16 protein-coding genes are annotated in these 16,492 nt (G+C 47.0%); 12 read left to right on the top strand and 4 right to left on the bottom strand.

The window, feature by feature from the left end; genetic code table 11:
• Positions 1–23: 23 nt before the first annotated feature.
• From M1L52_RS12265 to M1L52_RS12210, 12 genes are all read left to right on the top strand, one after another.
• Positions 24–1,589, top strand: a complete 1,566-nt coding sequence (locus M1L52_RS12265; RefSeq protein WP_248615290.1) for an acyl-CoA carboxylase subunit beta — start codon at positions 24–26, stop codon at positions 1,587–1,589.
• A 15-nt stretch (positions 1,590–1,604) separates the two neighbouring features.
• Positions 1,605–1,757 (top strand): hypothetical protein, encoded by a 153-nt coding sequence (locus tag M1L52_RS12260; RefSeq protein ID WP_248615289.1) that lies wholly within the window; start codon positions 1,605–1,607, stop codon positions 1,755–1,757.
• Positions 1,758–1,784: 27 nt separating this feature from the next.
• A complete protein-coding gene (locus M1L52_RS12255; RefSeq protein ID WP_248615288.1) occupies positions 1,785–2,222 on the top strand; it encodes a biotin/lipoyl-containing protein in 438 nt (145 codons plus the stop codon).
• Positions 2,222–3,481: an NAD(P)/FAD-dependent oxidoreductase gene (locus M1L52_RS12250; protein ID WP_248615287.1), complete on the top strand. Its 1,260-nt coding sequence runs from the start codon at positions 2,222–2,224 to the stop codon at positions 3,479–3,481. Before M1L52_RS12255 ends, M1L52_RS12250 begins: the two co-directional genes overlap by 1 nt.
• 76 nt (positions 3,482–3,557) lie before the next feature.
• On the top strand, positions 3,558–4,508 hold the full coding sequence (locus M1L52_RS12245) for a PhoH family protein (RefSeq protein ID WP_248615286.1): 951 nt from the start codon (positions 3,558–3,560) through the stop codon (positions 4,506–4,508).
• A 20-nt stretch (positions 4,509–4,528) separates the two neighbouring features.
• The gene (locus tag M1L52_RS12240) at positions 4,529–5,476 is read left to right on the top strand and encodes a phosphoribosylaminoimidazolesuccinocarboxamide synthase (RefSeq protein ID WP_248615285.1); all 948 of its coding nucleotides are present in this window, start codon (positions 4,529–4,531) and stop codon (positions 5,474–5,476) included.
• A 39-nt stretch (positions 5,477–5,515) separates the two neighbouring features.
• Positions 5,516–6,247 (top strand): bifunctional demethylmenaquinone methyltransferase/2-methoxy-6-polyprenyl-1,4-benzoquinol methylase UbiE, encoded by a 732-nt coding sequence (gene ubiE / locus M1L52_RS12235; protein WP_248615284.1) that lies wholly within the window; start codon positions 5,516–5,518, stop codon positions 6,245–6,247.
• Between the two features lie 25 nt (positions 6,248–6,272).
• The gene (locus M1L52_RS12230; RefSeq protein WP_248615283.1) at positions 6,273–7,019 is read left to right on the top strand and encodes a shikimate dehydrogenase family protein; all 747 of its coding nucleotides are present in this window, start codon (positions 6,273–6,275) and stop codon (positions 7,017–7,019) included.
• Positions 7,020–7,036: 17 nt separating this feature from the next.
• Entirely contained in the window at positions 7,037–8,371 is a 1,335-nt protein-coding gene (locus tag M1L52_RS12225; RefSeq protein WP_248615282.1) for a TPM domain-containing protein, read from the top strand.
• Positions 8,372–8,400: 29 nt separating this feature from the next.
• Positions 8,401–8,988, top strand: coding sequence for a LemA family protein (locus M1L52_RS12220; RefSeq protein WP_248615281.1), 588 nt, complete (start codon positions 8,401–8,403; stop codon positions 8,986–8,988).
• 33 nt (positions 8,989–9,021) lie between these two features.
• Entirely contained in the window at positions 9,022–9,969 is a 948-nt protein-coding gene (locus M1L52_RS12215; protein WP_248615280.1) for a hypothetical protein, read from the top strand.
• A gap of 23 nt (positions 9,970–9,992) precedes the next feature.
• A complete protein-coding gene (locus tag M1L52_RS12210) occupies positions 9,993–11,180 on the top strand; it encodes an AIR synthase related protein (protein WP_248616080.1) in 1,188 nt (395 codons plus the stop codon).
• 124 nt (positions 11,181–11,304) lie between these two features.
• Here the strand turns inward: M1L52_RS12210 and M1L52_RS12205 are convergent, their stop codons facing one another.
• The 4 genes from M1L52_RS12205 to M1L52_RS12190 form a co-directional block, all read right to left on the bottom strand.
• Entirely contained in the window at positions 11,305–13,884 is a 2,580-nt protein-coding gene (locus M1L52_RS12205) for a BT4734/BF3469 family protein (protein WP_248615279.1), read from the bottom strand.
• On the bottom strand, positions 13,881–14,384 hold the full coding sequence (locus M1L52_RS12200) for a hypothetical protein (RefSeq protein ID WP_248615278.1): 504 nt from the start codon (positions 14,382–14,384) through the stop codon (positions 13,881–13,883). The genes M1L52_RS12205 and M1L52_RS12200 overlap by 4 nt, the downstream gene beginning before the upstream one ends.
• A gap of 60 nt (positions 14,385–14,444) precedes the next feature.
• Positions 14,445–14,816 (bottom strand): hypothetical protein, encoded by a 372-nt coding sequence (locus M1L52_RS12195; protein WP_248615277.1) that lies wholly within the window; start codon positions 14,814–14,816, stop codon positions 14,445–14,447.
• A 336-nt stretch (positions 14,817–15,152) separates the two neighbouring features.
• Entirely contained in the window at positions 15,153–16,442 is a 1,290-nt protein-coding gene (locus M1L52_RS12190) for a hypothetical protein (protein WP_248615276.1), read from the bottom strand.
• Between the last annotated feature and the right edge of the window lie 50 nt (positions 16,443–16,492).

Here is a 16,492-nt window from a genome sequence, read left to right as displayed (position 1 = left end):
TTGTCAAATAGTCAAACAAAAAAATGAGTAAGCAATTAGAAAAGATTAAGCAACTCATCGAGAAGCGCGAACAGGCACGTCTCGGTGGTGGTGAGAAAGCTATCCAGAAGCAGCATGAGCGTGGCAAGTACACCGCTCGTGAGCGTATTGACATGATTCTCGATCCAGGTTCGTTCGAGGAATATGATATGTTCAAGGAACACCGTTGCCACAACTTCGGCATGGAGAAGAAGCAGTTCCTTGGCGACGGCGTTGTAGCAGGTAGCGGTACTATCGACGGACGCCTGGTATTCATCTTCGCACAGGACTTCACCGTTCATGCTGGTTCTCTGTCTGAGACCATGAGCCAGAAGATCTGTAAGGTGATGGATATGGCCATGAAGATGGGTGCACCTGTCATCGGCATCAATGACTCGGGTGGCGCACGTATTCAGGAGGGTATCAACTCACTGGCTGGCTTCGCAGAAATCTTCGAGCGCAATATTCTGGCTTCAGGCGTTATTCCACAGATTTCAGGTATCTTCGGTCCTTGCGCAGGCGGCTCTGTGTATAGCCCTGCTCTGACTGACTTCACCCTGATGATGGAAGGCACATCATACATGTTCCTTACAGGTCCAAAGGTTGTAAAGACCGTTACTGGCGAGGACATCGACCAGGAGCACCTGGGTGGTGCAAGCGTTCACGCTACCAAGTCGGGTGTTACTCACTTCACAGCTAAGACTGAGGAAGAGGGTCTGCAGATGATCAAGACTCTGCTCTCTTATATTCCTTCTAACAACATGGAGACAGCTCCTCGCAAGAAGTGCAACGACCCAATCAACCGTATGGAGGATATGCTCAACGAGATTATTCCTGAGAATCCTAACGAGGCATACGACATGTACAAGGTTATCGGTGCTGTGGTTGACGAGGGCGAGTTCTTTGAAGTACAGCCTAAGTTCGCAAAGAACATCATCGTTGGCTTCGCTCGTTTCAACGGCCAGAGCGTAGGTATCGTTGCTAACCAGCCTTCTTGCTATGCTGGTGTGCTCGACGTGAACGCTTCTCGTAAGGGTGCACGTTTCGTACGCTTCTGCGATGCATTCAATATTCCTATCGTAAGCTTCGTTGACGTTCCTGGCTTCCTGCCTGGTACTGGTCAGGAGTACAACGCAGTAATCCTGCATGGTGCTCAGCTGCTCTACGCTTACGGCGAGGCTACTGTGCCCAAGATTACCGTTACTCTGCGTAAGTCTTATGGTGGTTCTCACATCGTTATGGGTTCTAAGCAGCTCCACACCGACCTGAACTACGCATGGCCATCAGCTGAGATCGCCGTTATGGGTGCATCAGGTGCTGCTGCTGTGCTATATGCTAAGGAGGCAAAGGCTAAGAAGGAAGCTGGCGAGGACGTAAAGGCATTCATTGCTGAGAAGGAGGAAGAGTACAACGAACTCTTCGCTAATCCTTACCAGGCAGCCAAGTATGGCTATATTGATGATGTAATCGAGCCACGCAACACTCGTTTCCGCATCTGCCGCGCTCTGGCTCAGCTCGCTACAAAGCGCGATGCTCTGCCTGCTAAGAAGCATGGTAACATTCCTATGTAATTGAGAAATTAGTATATGAAACAAAACGAAGTATATGCTGCCATTGCTATGGCATTGCATGAGCATCTGGGCAACAACGTCCACGACGTGGAGACAGGTATCATTACCATTGTCGAGCATCCCACACAGTGGAACGGATATGCACAGACAATGACTGCTCATCCATAACGTTTTATTAGTTGTTAAGTACAAAACATGAAAGAATACAAATATACTATCAATGGCACAAAATATGTAGTAGCCATTGGTGATATCGAAGAGAACATCGCCAACGTAACAGTCAATGGTGAAGACTACAAGGTAGAGATGGAAATAGAGGCTGAACCTGAGAAGAAGAAGCCTGTATTGGGCAAGCCTACGACCTCCCCCAGCCCCTCCGAAGGAGGGGAGACAGTCGCTGAAAAAGCTGCTGTCAACAAGAATAATGCCATCAAGGCTCCACTGCCAGGTGTCATCACAGACATCAAGGTTGCCGTTGGCGACGAGGTTCAGGTGGGCGACACCGTTGTTGTGCTCGAAGCCATGAAGATGGCAAACAACCTTCAGGCTGAGAAGGCCGGCAAGGTGACAGCCATCTGTGTAAAGATTGGTGAGAGTGTTATGGAAGACGACGCTCTCGTTGTTATTGAGTAATGAAGACTGCGATTATTGGTGGAGGAGCTGCTGGTTTCTTCACAGCAATAAACCTTAAGGAGATGGTGGCCCCAATGGAGGTCACCATCTTTGAACGTGCACATCGAGTTCTACAGAAGGTAGAAATATCGGGCGGTGGACGATGCAACTGCACCAATTCGTTTCGTCTCGTCAGCGACCTGTCGCAGGTCTATCCGCGTGGACACCGTCTGCTAAAGAGACTCTTCAAGAGCTTTGGGCCAGAAGATGCATACCGTTGGTTTGAAGAACGAGGCGTAGCCCTTGTCACACAAGACGACGAATGTGTGTTTCCGCAGTCGCAGGACTCCCACTCCATCATAAACCTTTTCCTCTCAGAAGCACGACGACTGGGCATAGAGATAAAGACAGGTTGCGCCATCTCGACAAATATTCAGAAAGATAGTCAGGATACAGATTCTCTCGACGCATTATTCAGAGACTACGACTTTGTGGTGGTAACGACAGGCGGCTCTCCAAAAAAGGAAGGTCTGCAATGGCTTGGTCACGAGATTGTTCAGCCAGTACCATCGCTCTTCACCTTCCAGATAGAAGACAAAGCTCTTCACGATCTCATGGGAACGGTGGTAGAGAATGCTACAGCCTTCATGCCTGGCACGAAACTGCGAGCAAGCGGTCCGCTGCTCATCACCCATTGGGGCATGAGTGGTCCAGCCATTCTGCGCCTGTCTAGTTATGCAGCACGTCTGTTGGCTGAAAACGCATACAAGATGCCACTAAGCATAAACTGGACCAACGAAACTGAAGCTTCAATCAACGAAGAACTAACAGCCATAGCCACTAAACATCCTCAGAAACAAGTAGCTTCGCAGAGTGTCTTTGCCCTACCCTCGCGTCTGTGGACATATCTCGTAGAGAAGAGCCTCGCTCCAGGCGCTGAACAGAGCAAATCTTCGCAAAATAAAGAAAACTACATGACTCGCCGATGGTGTGACCTTTCAAAGAAAGACTTCAACAGACTTGTAAATCGTCTGGTCAACGATGAATACGCCATAGCTGGCAGAGCACCCTTCAAGGATGAGTTTGTCACCTGCGGTGGCATATCGCTTTCAGCCGTAAATCCATCGACACTTGAGAGTCGTCAGCGCCCACATCTATACTTCGCTGGCGAGGTTCTTGACATTGATGGAGTGACAGGCGGCTTCAACTTTCAGGCAGCATGGAGCACGGCTTACACAGTGGCACATGCGATAAGCCAGGAAGCACTATCAAATAAATAATGAAAAGTACAAAATTTTTTGGCTTTTTGCTCGTATAATAGTAACTTTGCACGCAAAATAAACACTCATACATATTTTGATAGAGAAACATATAGTTCTGGAAGATATAGACCCCGTTGTTTTCTACGGAGTAGGCAACGCACACATGCAGATGGTGAAGGCTCTTTTCCCAAAACTGCGCATAGTGGCACGAGACAATGTGATACGCGTGCTGGGCGATGAAGAGCAGATGGCAGCATTCGAGGAGAGCGCAGAGAAAATGCGTCAGCATGTACTGAAGTTCAACTCGCTAACAGAAGAAGATATACTCGACATAATAAAGGGTAAGAGAACCCACGACGAAGTGCCTGACGGAGTGGTGTGCTACTCTACATCGGGACGACCCATAAAGGCTCGCACGGAGAACCAGCAAAAGCTCATTGACGCCTACAACGACAATGACATGGTGTTTGCTGTGGGCCCTGCAGGAACAGGTAAAACATACCTATCTATTGCATTGGCTGTCAGAGCGTTAAAGGAGAAGACAGCAAAGAAAATAATACTCTCGCGACCTGCTGTTGAAGCTGGTGAGAAACTTGGTTTCCTGCCAGGCGACATGAAGGACAAGATAGACCCCTACCTGCAGCCTCTCTACGATGCGCTGGAGGACATGATACCACAGGTGAAGCTGCAAGACATGATGGAGAAACACATCATTCAGATTGCGCCTCTGGCATTCATGCGCGGACGAACACTTAGCGATGCCGTCGTGATTCTCGACGAAGCTCAGAACACTACTCCGGCACAGCTGAGAATGTTTCTCACACGTATGGGATGGAACACAAAGATGATCATCACAGGAGATACTTCACAGATTGACCTGCCAAAGACTCAGAAGAGCGGACTCATAGAAGCCCTCCACATACTGAGCACGGTAGAAGGAATAGGCGTGGTGAACCTGAACCAGAAGGATATTGTGAGACATAAACTCGTGACACGAATAGTCAACGCCTACGAGGACTATGACAAGGAAAGAGAACAACAGTAATTTTTAAACTCAATACGACAGTGAAAGCTTTAACCAAGACCGACTTCCATTTCGAAGGACAGAAGAGCGTGTACCACGGAAAGGTGCGCGATGTGTACAACATTAACGACGACCTGATGGTGATGGTTGCCACTGACCGCATATCTGCGTTCGACGTGGTACTGCCAAAGGGCATCCCATTCAAAGGACAAGTGCTTAACCAGATAGCAGCAAAGTTCCTTGATGCTACTACCGACATCTGTCCGAACTGGAAACTGGCTACACCAGACCCAATGGTGACAGTAGGACTGAAGTGTGAGGGATTCCGTGTGGAGATGATTATCCGCTCAATCCTCACTGGCTCAGCATGGCGAGAGTATAAGAATGGATGCAGAGAGCTCTGCGGAGTGAAGCTGCCTGACGGAATGAAGGAGAACGAGCGCTTCCCAGAGCCCATCATCACTCCTACTACAAAGGCTGACGAAGGTCACGACATGAACATCTCTAAGGAAGAGATTATTGCACAGGGCATCGTTTCTGCTGAAGACTACGCCATCATGGAGGATTACACTCGCAAGATTTTCGCTCGTGGTCAGGAGATTGCTGCAAAGCGTGGACTCATTCTCGTTGACACGAAGTATGAGTTCGGAAAGCGCGATGGCAAGGTTTATCTCATCGACGAGATACACACTCCTGACAGCAGCCGTTACTTCTATGCTGAAGGCTATGAGGAAAAGTTGGCAAAAGGCGAGCCTCAGAAGCAGCTCTCAAAGGAGTTTGTACGCCAGTGGCTCATTGAGCACAACTTCATGAACGAGCCTGGACAGGTTATGCCAGAGATTACCGACGAATATGCTGAGAGCGTAAGCGACCGCTATATTGAGCTCTACGAGAACATCGTTGGCGAGCGCTTTGACAAGGCTACAGAAGAAGGCGACATTGCTGCCCGTATAGAGAAGAATGTCAGCGAGTGGCTAAAGACACGCTAAGTAAGTTGTCGCAAATAGCGACAAACCAAACGCAAAGGCATGTATAAGCAAGAAGAGATAAAACCCTATCACGAAGGTGAGAAAGCTGAGCAGGTGGAGGCGATGTTTGATAACATTGCTCCCACCTACGACAAGCTGAACCACCGATTGTCATGGGATATAGACCGCTACTGGCGAAAGAAAGCAATAAAACAACTGGCTCCGCACAAGCCACAGGTTATGCTCGACATCGCCACTGGAACAGGCGACTTCGCCATACTCTCTGCACAGATGCTGCATCCTAAGAAACTCATTGGAGCAGATATCAGCGAGGGAATGATGGCTGTAGGAAGGGAGAAGGTCGCCAAGCTCGGCATGAGCGACATTATATCTTTTGACAAGGAAGACTGCCTGTCGTTGTCATACTCTGACGAGACCTTCGACGCTGTGACAGCAGCTTTCGGAATACGCAACTTTGCCGACCTTGACAAAGGACTCAAGGAAATGTGCAGAGTGCTAAAGAAAGGCGGTCATCTAAGCATAGTAGAACTTACCACACCAGTGAGGTTCCCAATGCGACAGCTCTTCAAGATATACAGCCATACAGTACTGCCGTTCTACGGCCGACTTATCTCCAAGGACACAAGTGCCTACTCCTATCTCACAAAGACCATTGAAGCCTTTCCGCAAGGTGAAAAGATGGTTGATATTCTAAAACAGGCCGGCTTCAGGGAAGCTTCTTTCAAAAGGCTTACATTCGGAATCTGCACAATGTATTTCGCAACTAAATAGGTATTAACTAAAAGGTATTAGTATTATGGATAAGTATGGACTCATTGGTTACCCGTTAGGACACTCGTTCTCCATCAGCTATCACAACCAGAGATTTGCTGACGAGGGGATCAACGCAAAGTATTTCAACTTTGAAATAGCATCTATTGATGAGCTGCAAGAGGTTCTCAATTCCAATCCAGAGCTGAAAGGCCTGAATGTGACCATCCCCTACAAGGAGAAGGTTATGGAGTTCCTTGACTACATAAGTCCAGAGGCACGCTCCATTGGTGCTGTAAACGTAATACGAGTTGTTCACGAGGGAAAGAACATCAAACTCAAAGGCTATAACAGCGATGTCATTGGATTCACGCAGAGCATCGAGCCAATGCTGGAAGACTATAACAAGAAAGCTCTGATACTTGGCACAGGAGGCGCATCGAAAGCCGTTGACTTCGGATTGCGCTCACTTGGACTGGAGACAGTATTCGTGAGTCGCTATGAGCGTCCTGGAACAATTCAATATGAGAGCATAACGCCTGAGGTGGTTAAGGAATACAACGTCATAGTAAACTGCACACCTCTTGGCATGTATCCCAAAGTAAAGGAATGCCCCAAACTACCCTACGAGGCTATGGACGAGCACAACATACTCTATGACCTCATCTATAATCCTGACGAGACTCTCTTCATGAAGAATGGAGCAAAGTTTGGAGCACAGACAAAGAACGGTCTCGAGATGTTGCTCCTGCAGGCATTTGCTTCATGGGAGTACTGGAATGGTAAAGAGTAATTAGTAGAACTGAATAGTTGGCTAAACAGAAGAATAACATATCGGCATCGAAGTTGATGATATGTGCGTTGGCATGCATCATCGGAGGAGGAGCAGCAGTAACAGCTGGTGCCAGCGGTGGCACGGTGGAGACAGCTGCTTTCCTGTTACAGACTTTTTGCTTGATTTTCATTCCGGTAGCTATCGGAGGACTTGTCATTGACCTTAAGCAGAACAAAGATTTTGACAAGCGACAACTTGAAAGAAAGAACCAGCTGTCAAGGATAGCAGTAAAATATAATAATGTTATCGAATTGCTCAAAACTAATTATAGTCTTGAAAAAAAATCGCTGGGGCTGTTCGACGAAGATGAAAGAGACGAACTACGCAAATCCTTTGAACAGAAATATGAGGAGAATCGTAGAGCGTATGAGAATGAGCGTCTGCAATTCCTCAACTCTACTAAAGCATCGACTTCTTCTTCAAGGAAATTCAAAGAGTATTGGAAAGCTTTTATCGTAATAAGCTTCCTTACACAACTGATGGCGTGCGGCTACACCTTTGGATCTATTTCAACGGAGACTGAGCAGCCACTACCAAAGCCTGTGGTAAGCAAAAAAGATAGCGAACCTGTAGCTTGGAACGCTGAAAACATACCCATGCCCCACCTTACCGATGGCTCTCGCTATGTCTCTAATCCTGATAACGTGGTCTCTGAAAACACAGAACGTTTGCTTAACACTTGGCTTAAGCGTTTTGATGACTCACTACAAATAGAGTCAGCCATGATTATCGTTAACCACGTGGAGAATGAAGACCCGTTCAGAATAGCACAGGACATTTTCGACCGTTATAAGGTCGGAAAGAACGACAGAGGAATGGTTATTGTGCTGGCATATGAGGATCACCAGATTCGCACCCACACAGGAAGATCTCTGGAAGCCGACCTTACTGACATAGAATGTTTTCGCTTGCAGCAAGACTACGCTATACCTTGTATGAAAGCAGAGCAACCCGACAGCGGAATACTCTATCTTACAGAAGCAATTTACAACACTCTACAAAAGAAAGAGCTTCCAAAGACTTACATCCAACAACAAGAGGAAAGAGATGACGAGCTGGCTGGAATACTGGCCGCCTTCATGTTTGTTTTCGGAATGTGGCTCATCCTGATAGGCTATCTCTACAGTCGCTATAATGAGAACATAGGAAGACAGTTCCTTCGTCCTAACCCATTTATCAAGACGTCAGTCATTGTCGCCGTGGATAGACTCAGTGGCGGTCGCCCAGGTGGATTTGGCGGAGGTGGCGGTTTCGGCGGCGGATTCAGCGGAGGTAGCTCAGGCGGAGGTGGAGCCACTTCAAGTTGGTGATACAAAACTAAATTAAAACATATAATATTATGAACAAGAAAGTAATTATCGGAATCGTTGTTGCAATTGTATTAATCGGTGGATGGGCAATAAGTGCTTACAACGGAATGGTTAGTTCAGAGGAAGAGGCAACAACAGCCTTTGCCAACCTACAGTCAACCTATCAGCGCCGTGCAGATCTTATACCCAATTTGGTTGAGACTGTAAAGGGATATGCTGCGCATGAGAAAGAGACTCTTGAAGGAGTTGTGGCAGCCCGTTCTAAGGCTACAAGCGTAAACATCGACCCAGATAACATGACACCTGAGAAGATGAAGCAGTTCCAGGATGCCCAGGGTGAACTGTCAATGGCCCTTGGACGTCTTATCGCCATTCAGGAAAACTATCCCGACCTGAAAGCCAACGAGAATTTCCGCGACCTGCAGGTACAGCTTGAGGGGACGGAGAACCGCATAAACGAGGCACGCAACACCTATAACAAGAAGGTGCAGGACTACAACGTGATGATTCGCCGATTCCCCAACACTTTGTTTGCAGGCATGTTCGGATTCGAAAAGATGGTAAAGTTCGAAGCTGAAGCTGGAGCAGAAAAAGCACCACAGGTGAAATTCAATTAATCGTGTGATTTATAACCCAATAGATTTAATAATATGAAAAAATATTCTATTATCAGCTTATTGCTTCTCCTGCTGACAGGAGTTGTTCTCACATCATGTGAGAAGGAAGAAGAAGTGGCACAAGGCATAAGTGGCGCATGGGAAGGCGACCTCGGATTGACCCATATATATCATGGCGAAACAATCAAGGCCGACAGAACCATATATATTTTCAATCAGGAGAGCCCCAGTCGCAGAACAGGCGATGGCTATATCGTGGAATACTTCACCACCAACCACACTGAGCTTGGAGTCGTATATACTCGTCTGAGCTGGGAGACATGGACTCGACAGAACGGCGATGTAGGTATTGAGATCAGATTCAGCGAGACTGAAAACAAGGAAATCAAGGATACCAAAATCCATATTCTCAAATATGCCTTCGATGATAAACTCTTCAAAGGCGAATATGAGATCAATGGTCAGACCATTGCCTTCTCGCTCAATCGTGTTACAGCACCTGAGGTTAGCAATGTGAAATATTGGGATTATAACGAACTGATTCCCACTTGGCATCAGGTAACATTCTCTGGAAAGATATACTTGGAGCGCGAATATCAGGGACAGAAATACTATCCAAAGAACGTCATTATAACCTTCGACGTTGACCCTGCATATAATAGTGGATCTATGGGTGCCGATAAAGCCTATATCAAAGAGGAATATGATAATGCTCCCTGGGGAAGCTATCTTGCTGACGAGATAAAGTTCTGGGATTCTTATGATATATCAGACGACAAAAGGCTTAATCTCTATAGAAGCGAAGGCTACGATTCTTACAATAAAGACTATGAGCTAATGTACATTAAGTTTACTGACACCGAGATGAAAGGCGAGATGTTTGTAAAAACAAATGTTTTTGAACCGTTCACACTTAAGCGCGTTTCCAATCCCGATTGGAGCAACGTGAAACTCGGTTTCAGTCCATGGATTAAGAAATAACATTAAAAACAAATATAACAATGATTGACAACAGATATATGATGCGTGGCGTGAGTGCCGCAAAAGAAGATGTGCATGCTGCCATCAAGAATATAGACAAAGGTCTTTATCCACAGGCGTTCTGCAAGATTATTCCTGACGTTCTTGGCGGTGACCCCGACTATTGTAACATCATGCATGCCGACGGCGCTGGCACAAAGTCATCACTCGCCTATATGTACTGGAAAGAGACAGGCGACATGTCCGTTTGGAAAGGCATTGCGCAGGATGCTATCGTTATGAATACCGACGATCTCCTCTGTGTTGGTGCTGTAGATAACATTCTCGTGTCAAGTACCATCGGCCGCAACAAGATGCTCATACCAGGAGAAGTCATCTCAGCCATCATCAACGGCACCGACGATCTTCTGAAGGAGCTTCGCGAGATGGGCATTGGCATCTATCCCACTGGCGGTGAGACTGCCGATGTAGGCGACCTCGTTCGCACCATCATCGTTGACTCAACAGTAACATGCCGCATGAAGCGCAGCGATGTCATTGACAATGCAAACATCTGTCCAGGCGACGTCATCGTTGGCTTGTCATCAACAGGTCAGGCCACTTACGAGAAGAACTACAACGGCGGAATGGGAAGCAATGGCCTGACCTCTGCACGTCATGATGTCTTCGCTAAATATCTCGCAGAGAAGTTCCCTGAAAGCTTCGACCACGCAGTACCCAACGAGCTCGTCTATAGCGGTAAGTACCAGCTTACAGACGCGGTGCCCTATCCTGCCACTGAGTCAGAGAAAACAGAACTGCCCGACATGGGAAAGCTCGTTCTCTCTCCCACCCGCACCTATGCACCTGTCATCAAGAAGCTCCTCGACGAACTGCGTCCTGAGATCCACGGAATGGTTCATTGTACAGGTGGCGCACAGACCAAAGTCCTTCACTTCGTAGGCGAAAACTGCCGCGTGGTAAAAGACAACATGTTCCCTGTGCCCCCACTCTTCCGCGCCATTCACGACTGCTCTGGCACCGACTGGAAAGAGATGTATCAGGTCTTCAACATGGGTCACAGAATGGAGATCTACGTTTGTCCTGAGTTCGCAGAAAAGGTCATTGAAATCTCGAAGAGCTTCAACATCAATGCCCAGGTTGTTGGACACATTGAAGAAGGCAAGCGCTCACTCACCATTAAGAGCGAGTTCGGAGAATTCAACTACTAATTCTCTAATCGAGCTATAGTTACGAGGGTGCGTTTCATTTGAACCGCACCCTCTCTCTTGTTATTTATGACACTAATCTTGAAAGTGCTTAATGTCCACTTTCCTACTTTCTTACTTTCTGCATTTATATTATCGGAAGTTCGGAAACCAGTTTCTTGTAGTGGCCGCGCATGGTGCGCTCGATGGCTTTATCTGCCTCCAGACGCTGCATAGTCTTTTGGGCAGAACGATTATTGGCATAGCCGAAGGTCTTAGAAAGTTGTTCAGTAGTAAACTCATCCGGCAACAGGCGGAAACACTCCTGGAACTTACTCGTACGACGACGCTGCTGTGCTGCATCACGCAATTGGTTTTCATAATACTGGCGATGCAGTTCGTAATACCAATAATGCTGTGTGCGGTACTGGATGTCAAGCACCAAGTCACAAAGAGCAAGGTCTTGAGCATCAATGGTATAAGTGCCAGTCTGCTCACGCTCTTCCCAATGTCGCATATCGCTGTAGGGGGCGCTGATTGAAATTCCATAGTATGGCACACGCTTTATGAGCAACCAATCCGCCTTGTCTTTATCGTTGAACTCAGCAATGGCACGGCGGTCATCACACCACTGATGGACGTGCTCTACCAAAGGCCAGATTGGCAATTCGCCACGACGCTGATCCAAACGGTACGCCCACTGCTTGAGCGTCTCGTTATACTCTGCAGTCTTCGAGTCCTCCTTGCGGCGCAACGGCATCATCTTGAAGTCATCCTCGCCCATTGGGATAGTCGCAGTACGTGTGTCAAGACCTGAATTCACAGACCTTTCATTCACCAACTTCGCTAACGTGGGAGGCGTAAAGGTTTCCACCAAATTCCAAAACACGCGATAACGGCCGCTCACCGATTGCTTATTGGAATAGTGCTGGTCGTCATACTCTCCATGAAAAGAAAGAAGTAGCATGTTACTTCGCGAAATCCAGCTGCCAGCCTTGCCTATCTCGAGGTCTTTCTCTGATGACACGGTTACCATGTGGCGTCCCATCATCTCACCATCAACCTCCTCCTTACTGTTTATCATCGAGCGTATGAACTCAGAATTTGAAGAGCGGTATCCAAACATGCGGTTATAAATAGCAGGTCTTATGTCCTTCTCTTTGTTGGCACCCTTGGCATCAGTACTCTCTTTCCAGGTGTTGGTGCTCTCGTCTGCTATCTCGCCCTCGGCAATAATGGGAGCCAGCAGTAGGTTCATTAGTCGCTCCAGCGAGTGTTTGCCCGACGTGGGGTCACCCACGCCCCATATAATGTAGTTCAGGCGTGTGCGCTCGCTTTCAGAGGCATAGAAATAATAGTAGGTTAAATCCATGCACGTGCCCATCATGGCTGCCGAGGCAAAGAGAAGGAAAGGCCACAGACGGCGTGGATGAGGTTCGCAGACCTCGCGCAGACAGGGAAACACATCGAAGAAGCTCTCTATCTGGTCACACCAACGGTCGAAAGGCAGAACAGACTGCGGATTAATATTCTTGTCAGCTACTGCAAACTGTCCCAAGTTGATGCCAGCCTTATCCATCAGCTCTTTCAGCGCCTTGGGATAACGTGTCAGCAGCTTCTTCTTGGCAGCCGACTGGCACAGGTCTTCCACCTCGCCTGGGACAGGATTCCACTCCTTCACCCAGTCAAGGCGTTTGGCCATAGCAATGGCTTTCTGTGCATCGTTATCGTTGTAGTAGCACAGCCAGTGAGATGTCTCTGTCTGCATGCGGTCGTGCTTCGTGTGAGGAGGCAGGCTTGGCCCATAGTACTCGTTAAGCACCTTGATAAAGGCTTCGTCTTCCTGCGAAAACTCAACTGGTGTTTCTGCCTGAGTGCACACCGGAACCGACCCTGTTGTGCACTTTCTCGACTCCTTGCGCTGACGTTCCAGCTCCTGCCATCGTGGTTGGGTAGGTTCTGACTCGCCACGACGGTAGGCCTCGCCATACTTCTGCTCATAGGCTTGGTTCTCGTAGGTTAGCAATGCGTCCCAGTCTATGTACTTCACATCGCTCATCTTCGGAATGAAGTGGGCGTGGTCTGAGTTCTTTGTCTGTCCGTCAGCATAGTCCAGAATGCCAAGCTTTTCTGCCATCTGGTAGGCATTGTCCTGAAGGTTGCCCCACTCCTCGCGGGCTTTGAAAATCACCTTCACGCCCTCGCCTGAAGGAGTGATGAAAACACAGACGATGCCCAGGTTGTTGAAGTCTTCGCGCTGGAGCCACTCTGCTATGCACTCTTCAGGGTTAGGCACATGGTCACCATCGACCACAGCCAGTCCCGACAAATAGCCATACTTCTGAATGCGCCACAGCGCTGTGCGCCCCCATCGGTCCTTGCTCTCGACAAAGTGAGTAATGGTGGGAATTATGGCAGGCAGCGATGATTTCTTCTGCGTGATGTAGAGCTTCACTCTGTCCTTGTCAGAGCCTGGAATCTGCTTTTTAGCGCGTCGCTCGTCCTTCTTCAGTTCAGCTGCCAGCCAACGTTTGTAGTCGTCGGTAGCCACCGCTTCTTTCACGAACTCCTCTACTGCTTGATGTGCCTCGGCCATAGCCATGCGGCGCTTGTTGTCACGGTAGCTGTCAATGAGCTCATTGTTTGCAGGATGCTCCATCATAGTTTTGAGAGCCTCTGCCACCAACTCTTGTGTAGGTTGGTTAATGTTAGGTTGGAATACAATCATTTTTCTAAACTCCTATTTTTAATACTGTTTATTACTTTATTGAAACGTTCGCTTGCAGGCAGTCTTCTTACTATCAGCTGCACCTGCTTGAGTACTTCAGCCTGCCAGTCGCGGCTGTGACGTGAGAGGTCTATTTTGCCTGTGAAGGTCATTTCAGTCTTCTCCTCGTCGAGCCAGCACTCCAGCCCCTGCTCGTTTACCACGCGCAGACTGTCGGGCAGCTGTTGGGGCTTCTTGGGTTTCAGGTCTTTGGTGAGTGCTTTAAACTGACTAACGAAGTCAGCATACTGGTCGGCAGAGCTCTCTTTGCTTTTCAGAGTTATCATCTTCGAAGGGTCAGAGCCTGTTGTCACCCAGCGCTTGCCACCGCCAGCGCAAGTCTTAACATTTTGTTGACTCGATGGTGCCTCGTTGAACGGCGTAAATCCAAACGAGTTATCCGAAGGGTCGAAGCATCCTGTGCCGCGAACCCTGATTTTCTTTTTACTATCAGTAACCATTGTTGTTTTGTATTTTATTAATGTGGGGCACCAAGTAGGCACTTCGTGCCCCACGTTCGCTTAGATAGGATATTTAAGATGAATACCCTGTTTGAAAGCGCACATCAGAATTTTGGCATAAAAATGTCCCAAGAGGTCGTCAACATGGGCAAAGCCAGTGACGTGGAGTCCAAGACCGCTCATACAGTCTATCAAATTATCGACAATGATTAGAGCCATGTCTTCGGTGAACCCGCGCAGGCTGTCAATCATTTCGAAATACAACGTAGAGGGAATCCAATCCGGTACGCACATCGACAATATTGATGTGGCAAACGAATCGGGAGCAAACTTACTCATCTCCCAGCTGTGGTCGAAGATTATCATCTTCAGTTCACTACTTTCGCTGCATTTTGCATTTTTGCAGCGCTTTTGTAAATCTCGCTTTTTCATATTTAATTTGCGGTTTACGTTGTTAATGCCTTGCACTCCAGCCACCATAGGCGATTTTCAGCAGCTGTCGGGACCTGTGCTCAGATATTTTCCCTTTACATATGTATGTTTTATATATGAAGATTTGCCTCCAGATCAGCACAAACACAAAATGCACTGCGAGACCTAACGTTCACAGTGCAAAAGTGCAAATGGCATGCAATTTATACCAATCTAATATTCTCCCCCATAAACAAACTAGGGGGAGAAAAATCTCCCCTCAAAAATTATTTATACTCCCCGACAAATTGTCAAGTTCTCCCTGACAATTCTCCCCTGTGACACCTTGTCACACCTTTATACTGCAGGGTTTTCTAAGCTCAGGGCAATGCTCAAATCCAATTCTGCAAACAGTTTATTGAGCTCTATAATTTGTTCCGTATTCGTGCTTGTTACATACTCTCTAAAAGTGAGCCACTTCATACAGGTGTGCGCCGGACCATTCTTTTTATTGGTACTGCGTATGTCAAGCAAAAGGCTCAATAGTTGAGCCACTTTTGTTAGTTGACGGTTGGCTTTGAGTGATTTAAAGTCTGCTAATCCCGCTGCATGTAACAGTTGTAGAGCGAATGCCAATCGTATGTTCTGTGTGGCAGTCAGCTCTTTTACAGGTTCGCAAAGTATTGCCTTTTCCTCTTCAAGCCTTGCATTCTTTGCCTTCTCTTCATTCAGTGCATTTTGCAATTCTTTGATGCTAGCTTGTAGTTGTGTTGTCTCGGAAGTTGATCGCTCTTGATGTTTCGACTCCAGTTTCCCTATTGTTTTCTGAAGAACCTCAGTTTCTAGTGTCTGAGGAGTTTCAACAGTTTCCTCCTGAGATGTATTCTCTTCCTTAGTCGGGTAGTGTTCTGTAATGTATTTAATGGCCTCTTTGATAGGATTGATTTCATTCAACATACTATCTATATAATTTATGTCGTAACCTTCTCCTGGCCCTAATGACATGAACTTCTTTTTTTTAGGGTCGTAGCAATAGTCTGCGTATGTTTCTTGAAGGAAACCTTTTAAATGAGCTATAGCCAAATCTGTCCCATACATTCTTCTTCGTAAGTCATCTATACAGGCAAGTCTCTCACAAATATACTCTATACCCTGCACTAATAGATGCGGTTGGTCATTTCCAAACTCCTCTATGGCTTCAACAATATCACGCGGAGCAAATTCGCTTGGAGGAATGATTAGTACATCTGTATTATGTTTTTCCTCCATAAATTCAAAACTATTGCGAGCACCACTATTCATCCACTGATAGTGAGTGAATCTATAGCGTATTTGTTCTATCAAATCGCTATTCTCTGGCATCCATCTAGTATCACTAGCTGGGAGCAACTTACATACCATTGCCATTGATACAGCACAAACCTCTTCGCAATCGTAAGGGTCATCTTTTAGTAGCAGTTTTTCATATTCTGCAACCTGCGTCTCAGGGAAGTCCTCAAAAGGTATTATTGTACATATATAATAGGCATTGTTAAAGCATCGAAGTATTAACTCTTTTAACCTATCTGTAGACTTGAATAAATCTTTCAGATTTGAAAAGAGCAGATGATTCATTGTCCCTGGTTCTTTCACACCAAAATCTTTCAAATCAGTGCGTTCTTTGTATATTAGTGTGCGGGGTATATTTATGTAGTCCA

Source organism: Prevotella sp. E13-27 (genome assembly GCF_023217965.1).
GTDB lineage: Bacteria > Bacteroidota > Bacteroidia > Bacteroidales > Bacteroidaceae > Prevotella.
This window is presented reverse-complemented; position numbering and strand designations above follow the sequence as displayed.

Coding starts and splice junctions, on each gene's coding strand:
- M1L52_RS12265 (WP_248615290.1), top strand. CDS start 24: ATGAGTAAGCAATTAGAAAAGATTAAGCAACTCATCGAGAAGCGCGAA.
- M1L52_RS12260 (WP_248615289.1), top strand. CDS start 1,605: ATGAAACAAAACGAAGTATATGCTGCCATTGCTATGGCATTGCATGAG.
- M1L52_RS12255 (WP_248615288.1), top strand. CDS start 1,785: ATGAAAGAATACAAATATACTATCAATGGCACAAAATATGTAGTAGCC.
- M1L52_RS12250 (WP_248615287.1), top strand. CDS start 2,222: ATGAAGACTGCGATTATTGGTGGAGGAGCTGCTGGTTTCTTCACAGCA.
- ubiE (WP_248615284.1), top strand. CDS start 5,516: ATGTATAAGCAAGAAGAGATAAAACCCTATCACGAAGGTGAGAAAGCT.
- M1L52_RS12230 (WP_248615283.1), top strand. CDS start 6,273: ATGGATAAGTATGGACTCATTGGTTACCCGTTAGGACACTCGTTCTCC.
- M1L52_RS12220 (WP_248615281.1), top strand. CDS start 8,401: ATGAACAAGAAAGTAATTATCGGAATCGTTGTTGCAATTGTATTAATC.
- M1L52_RS12215 (WP_248615280.1), top strand. CDS start 9,022: ATGAAAAAATATTCTATTATCAGCTTATTGCTTCTCCTGCTGACAGGA.
- M1L52_RS12205 (WP_248615279.1), bottom strand. CDS start 13,884: ATGATTGTATTCCAACCTAACATTAACCAACCTACACAAGAGTTGGTG.
- M1L52_RS12200 (WP_248615278.1), bottom strand. CDS start 14,384: ATGGTTACTGATAGTAAAAAGAAAATCAGGGTTCGCGGCACAGGATGC.
- M1L52_RS12195 (WP_248615277.1), bottom strand. CDS start 14,816: ATGAAAAAGCGAGATTTACAAAAGCGCTGCAAAAATGCAAAATGCAGC.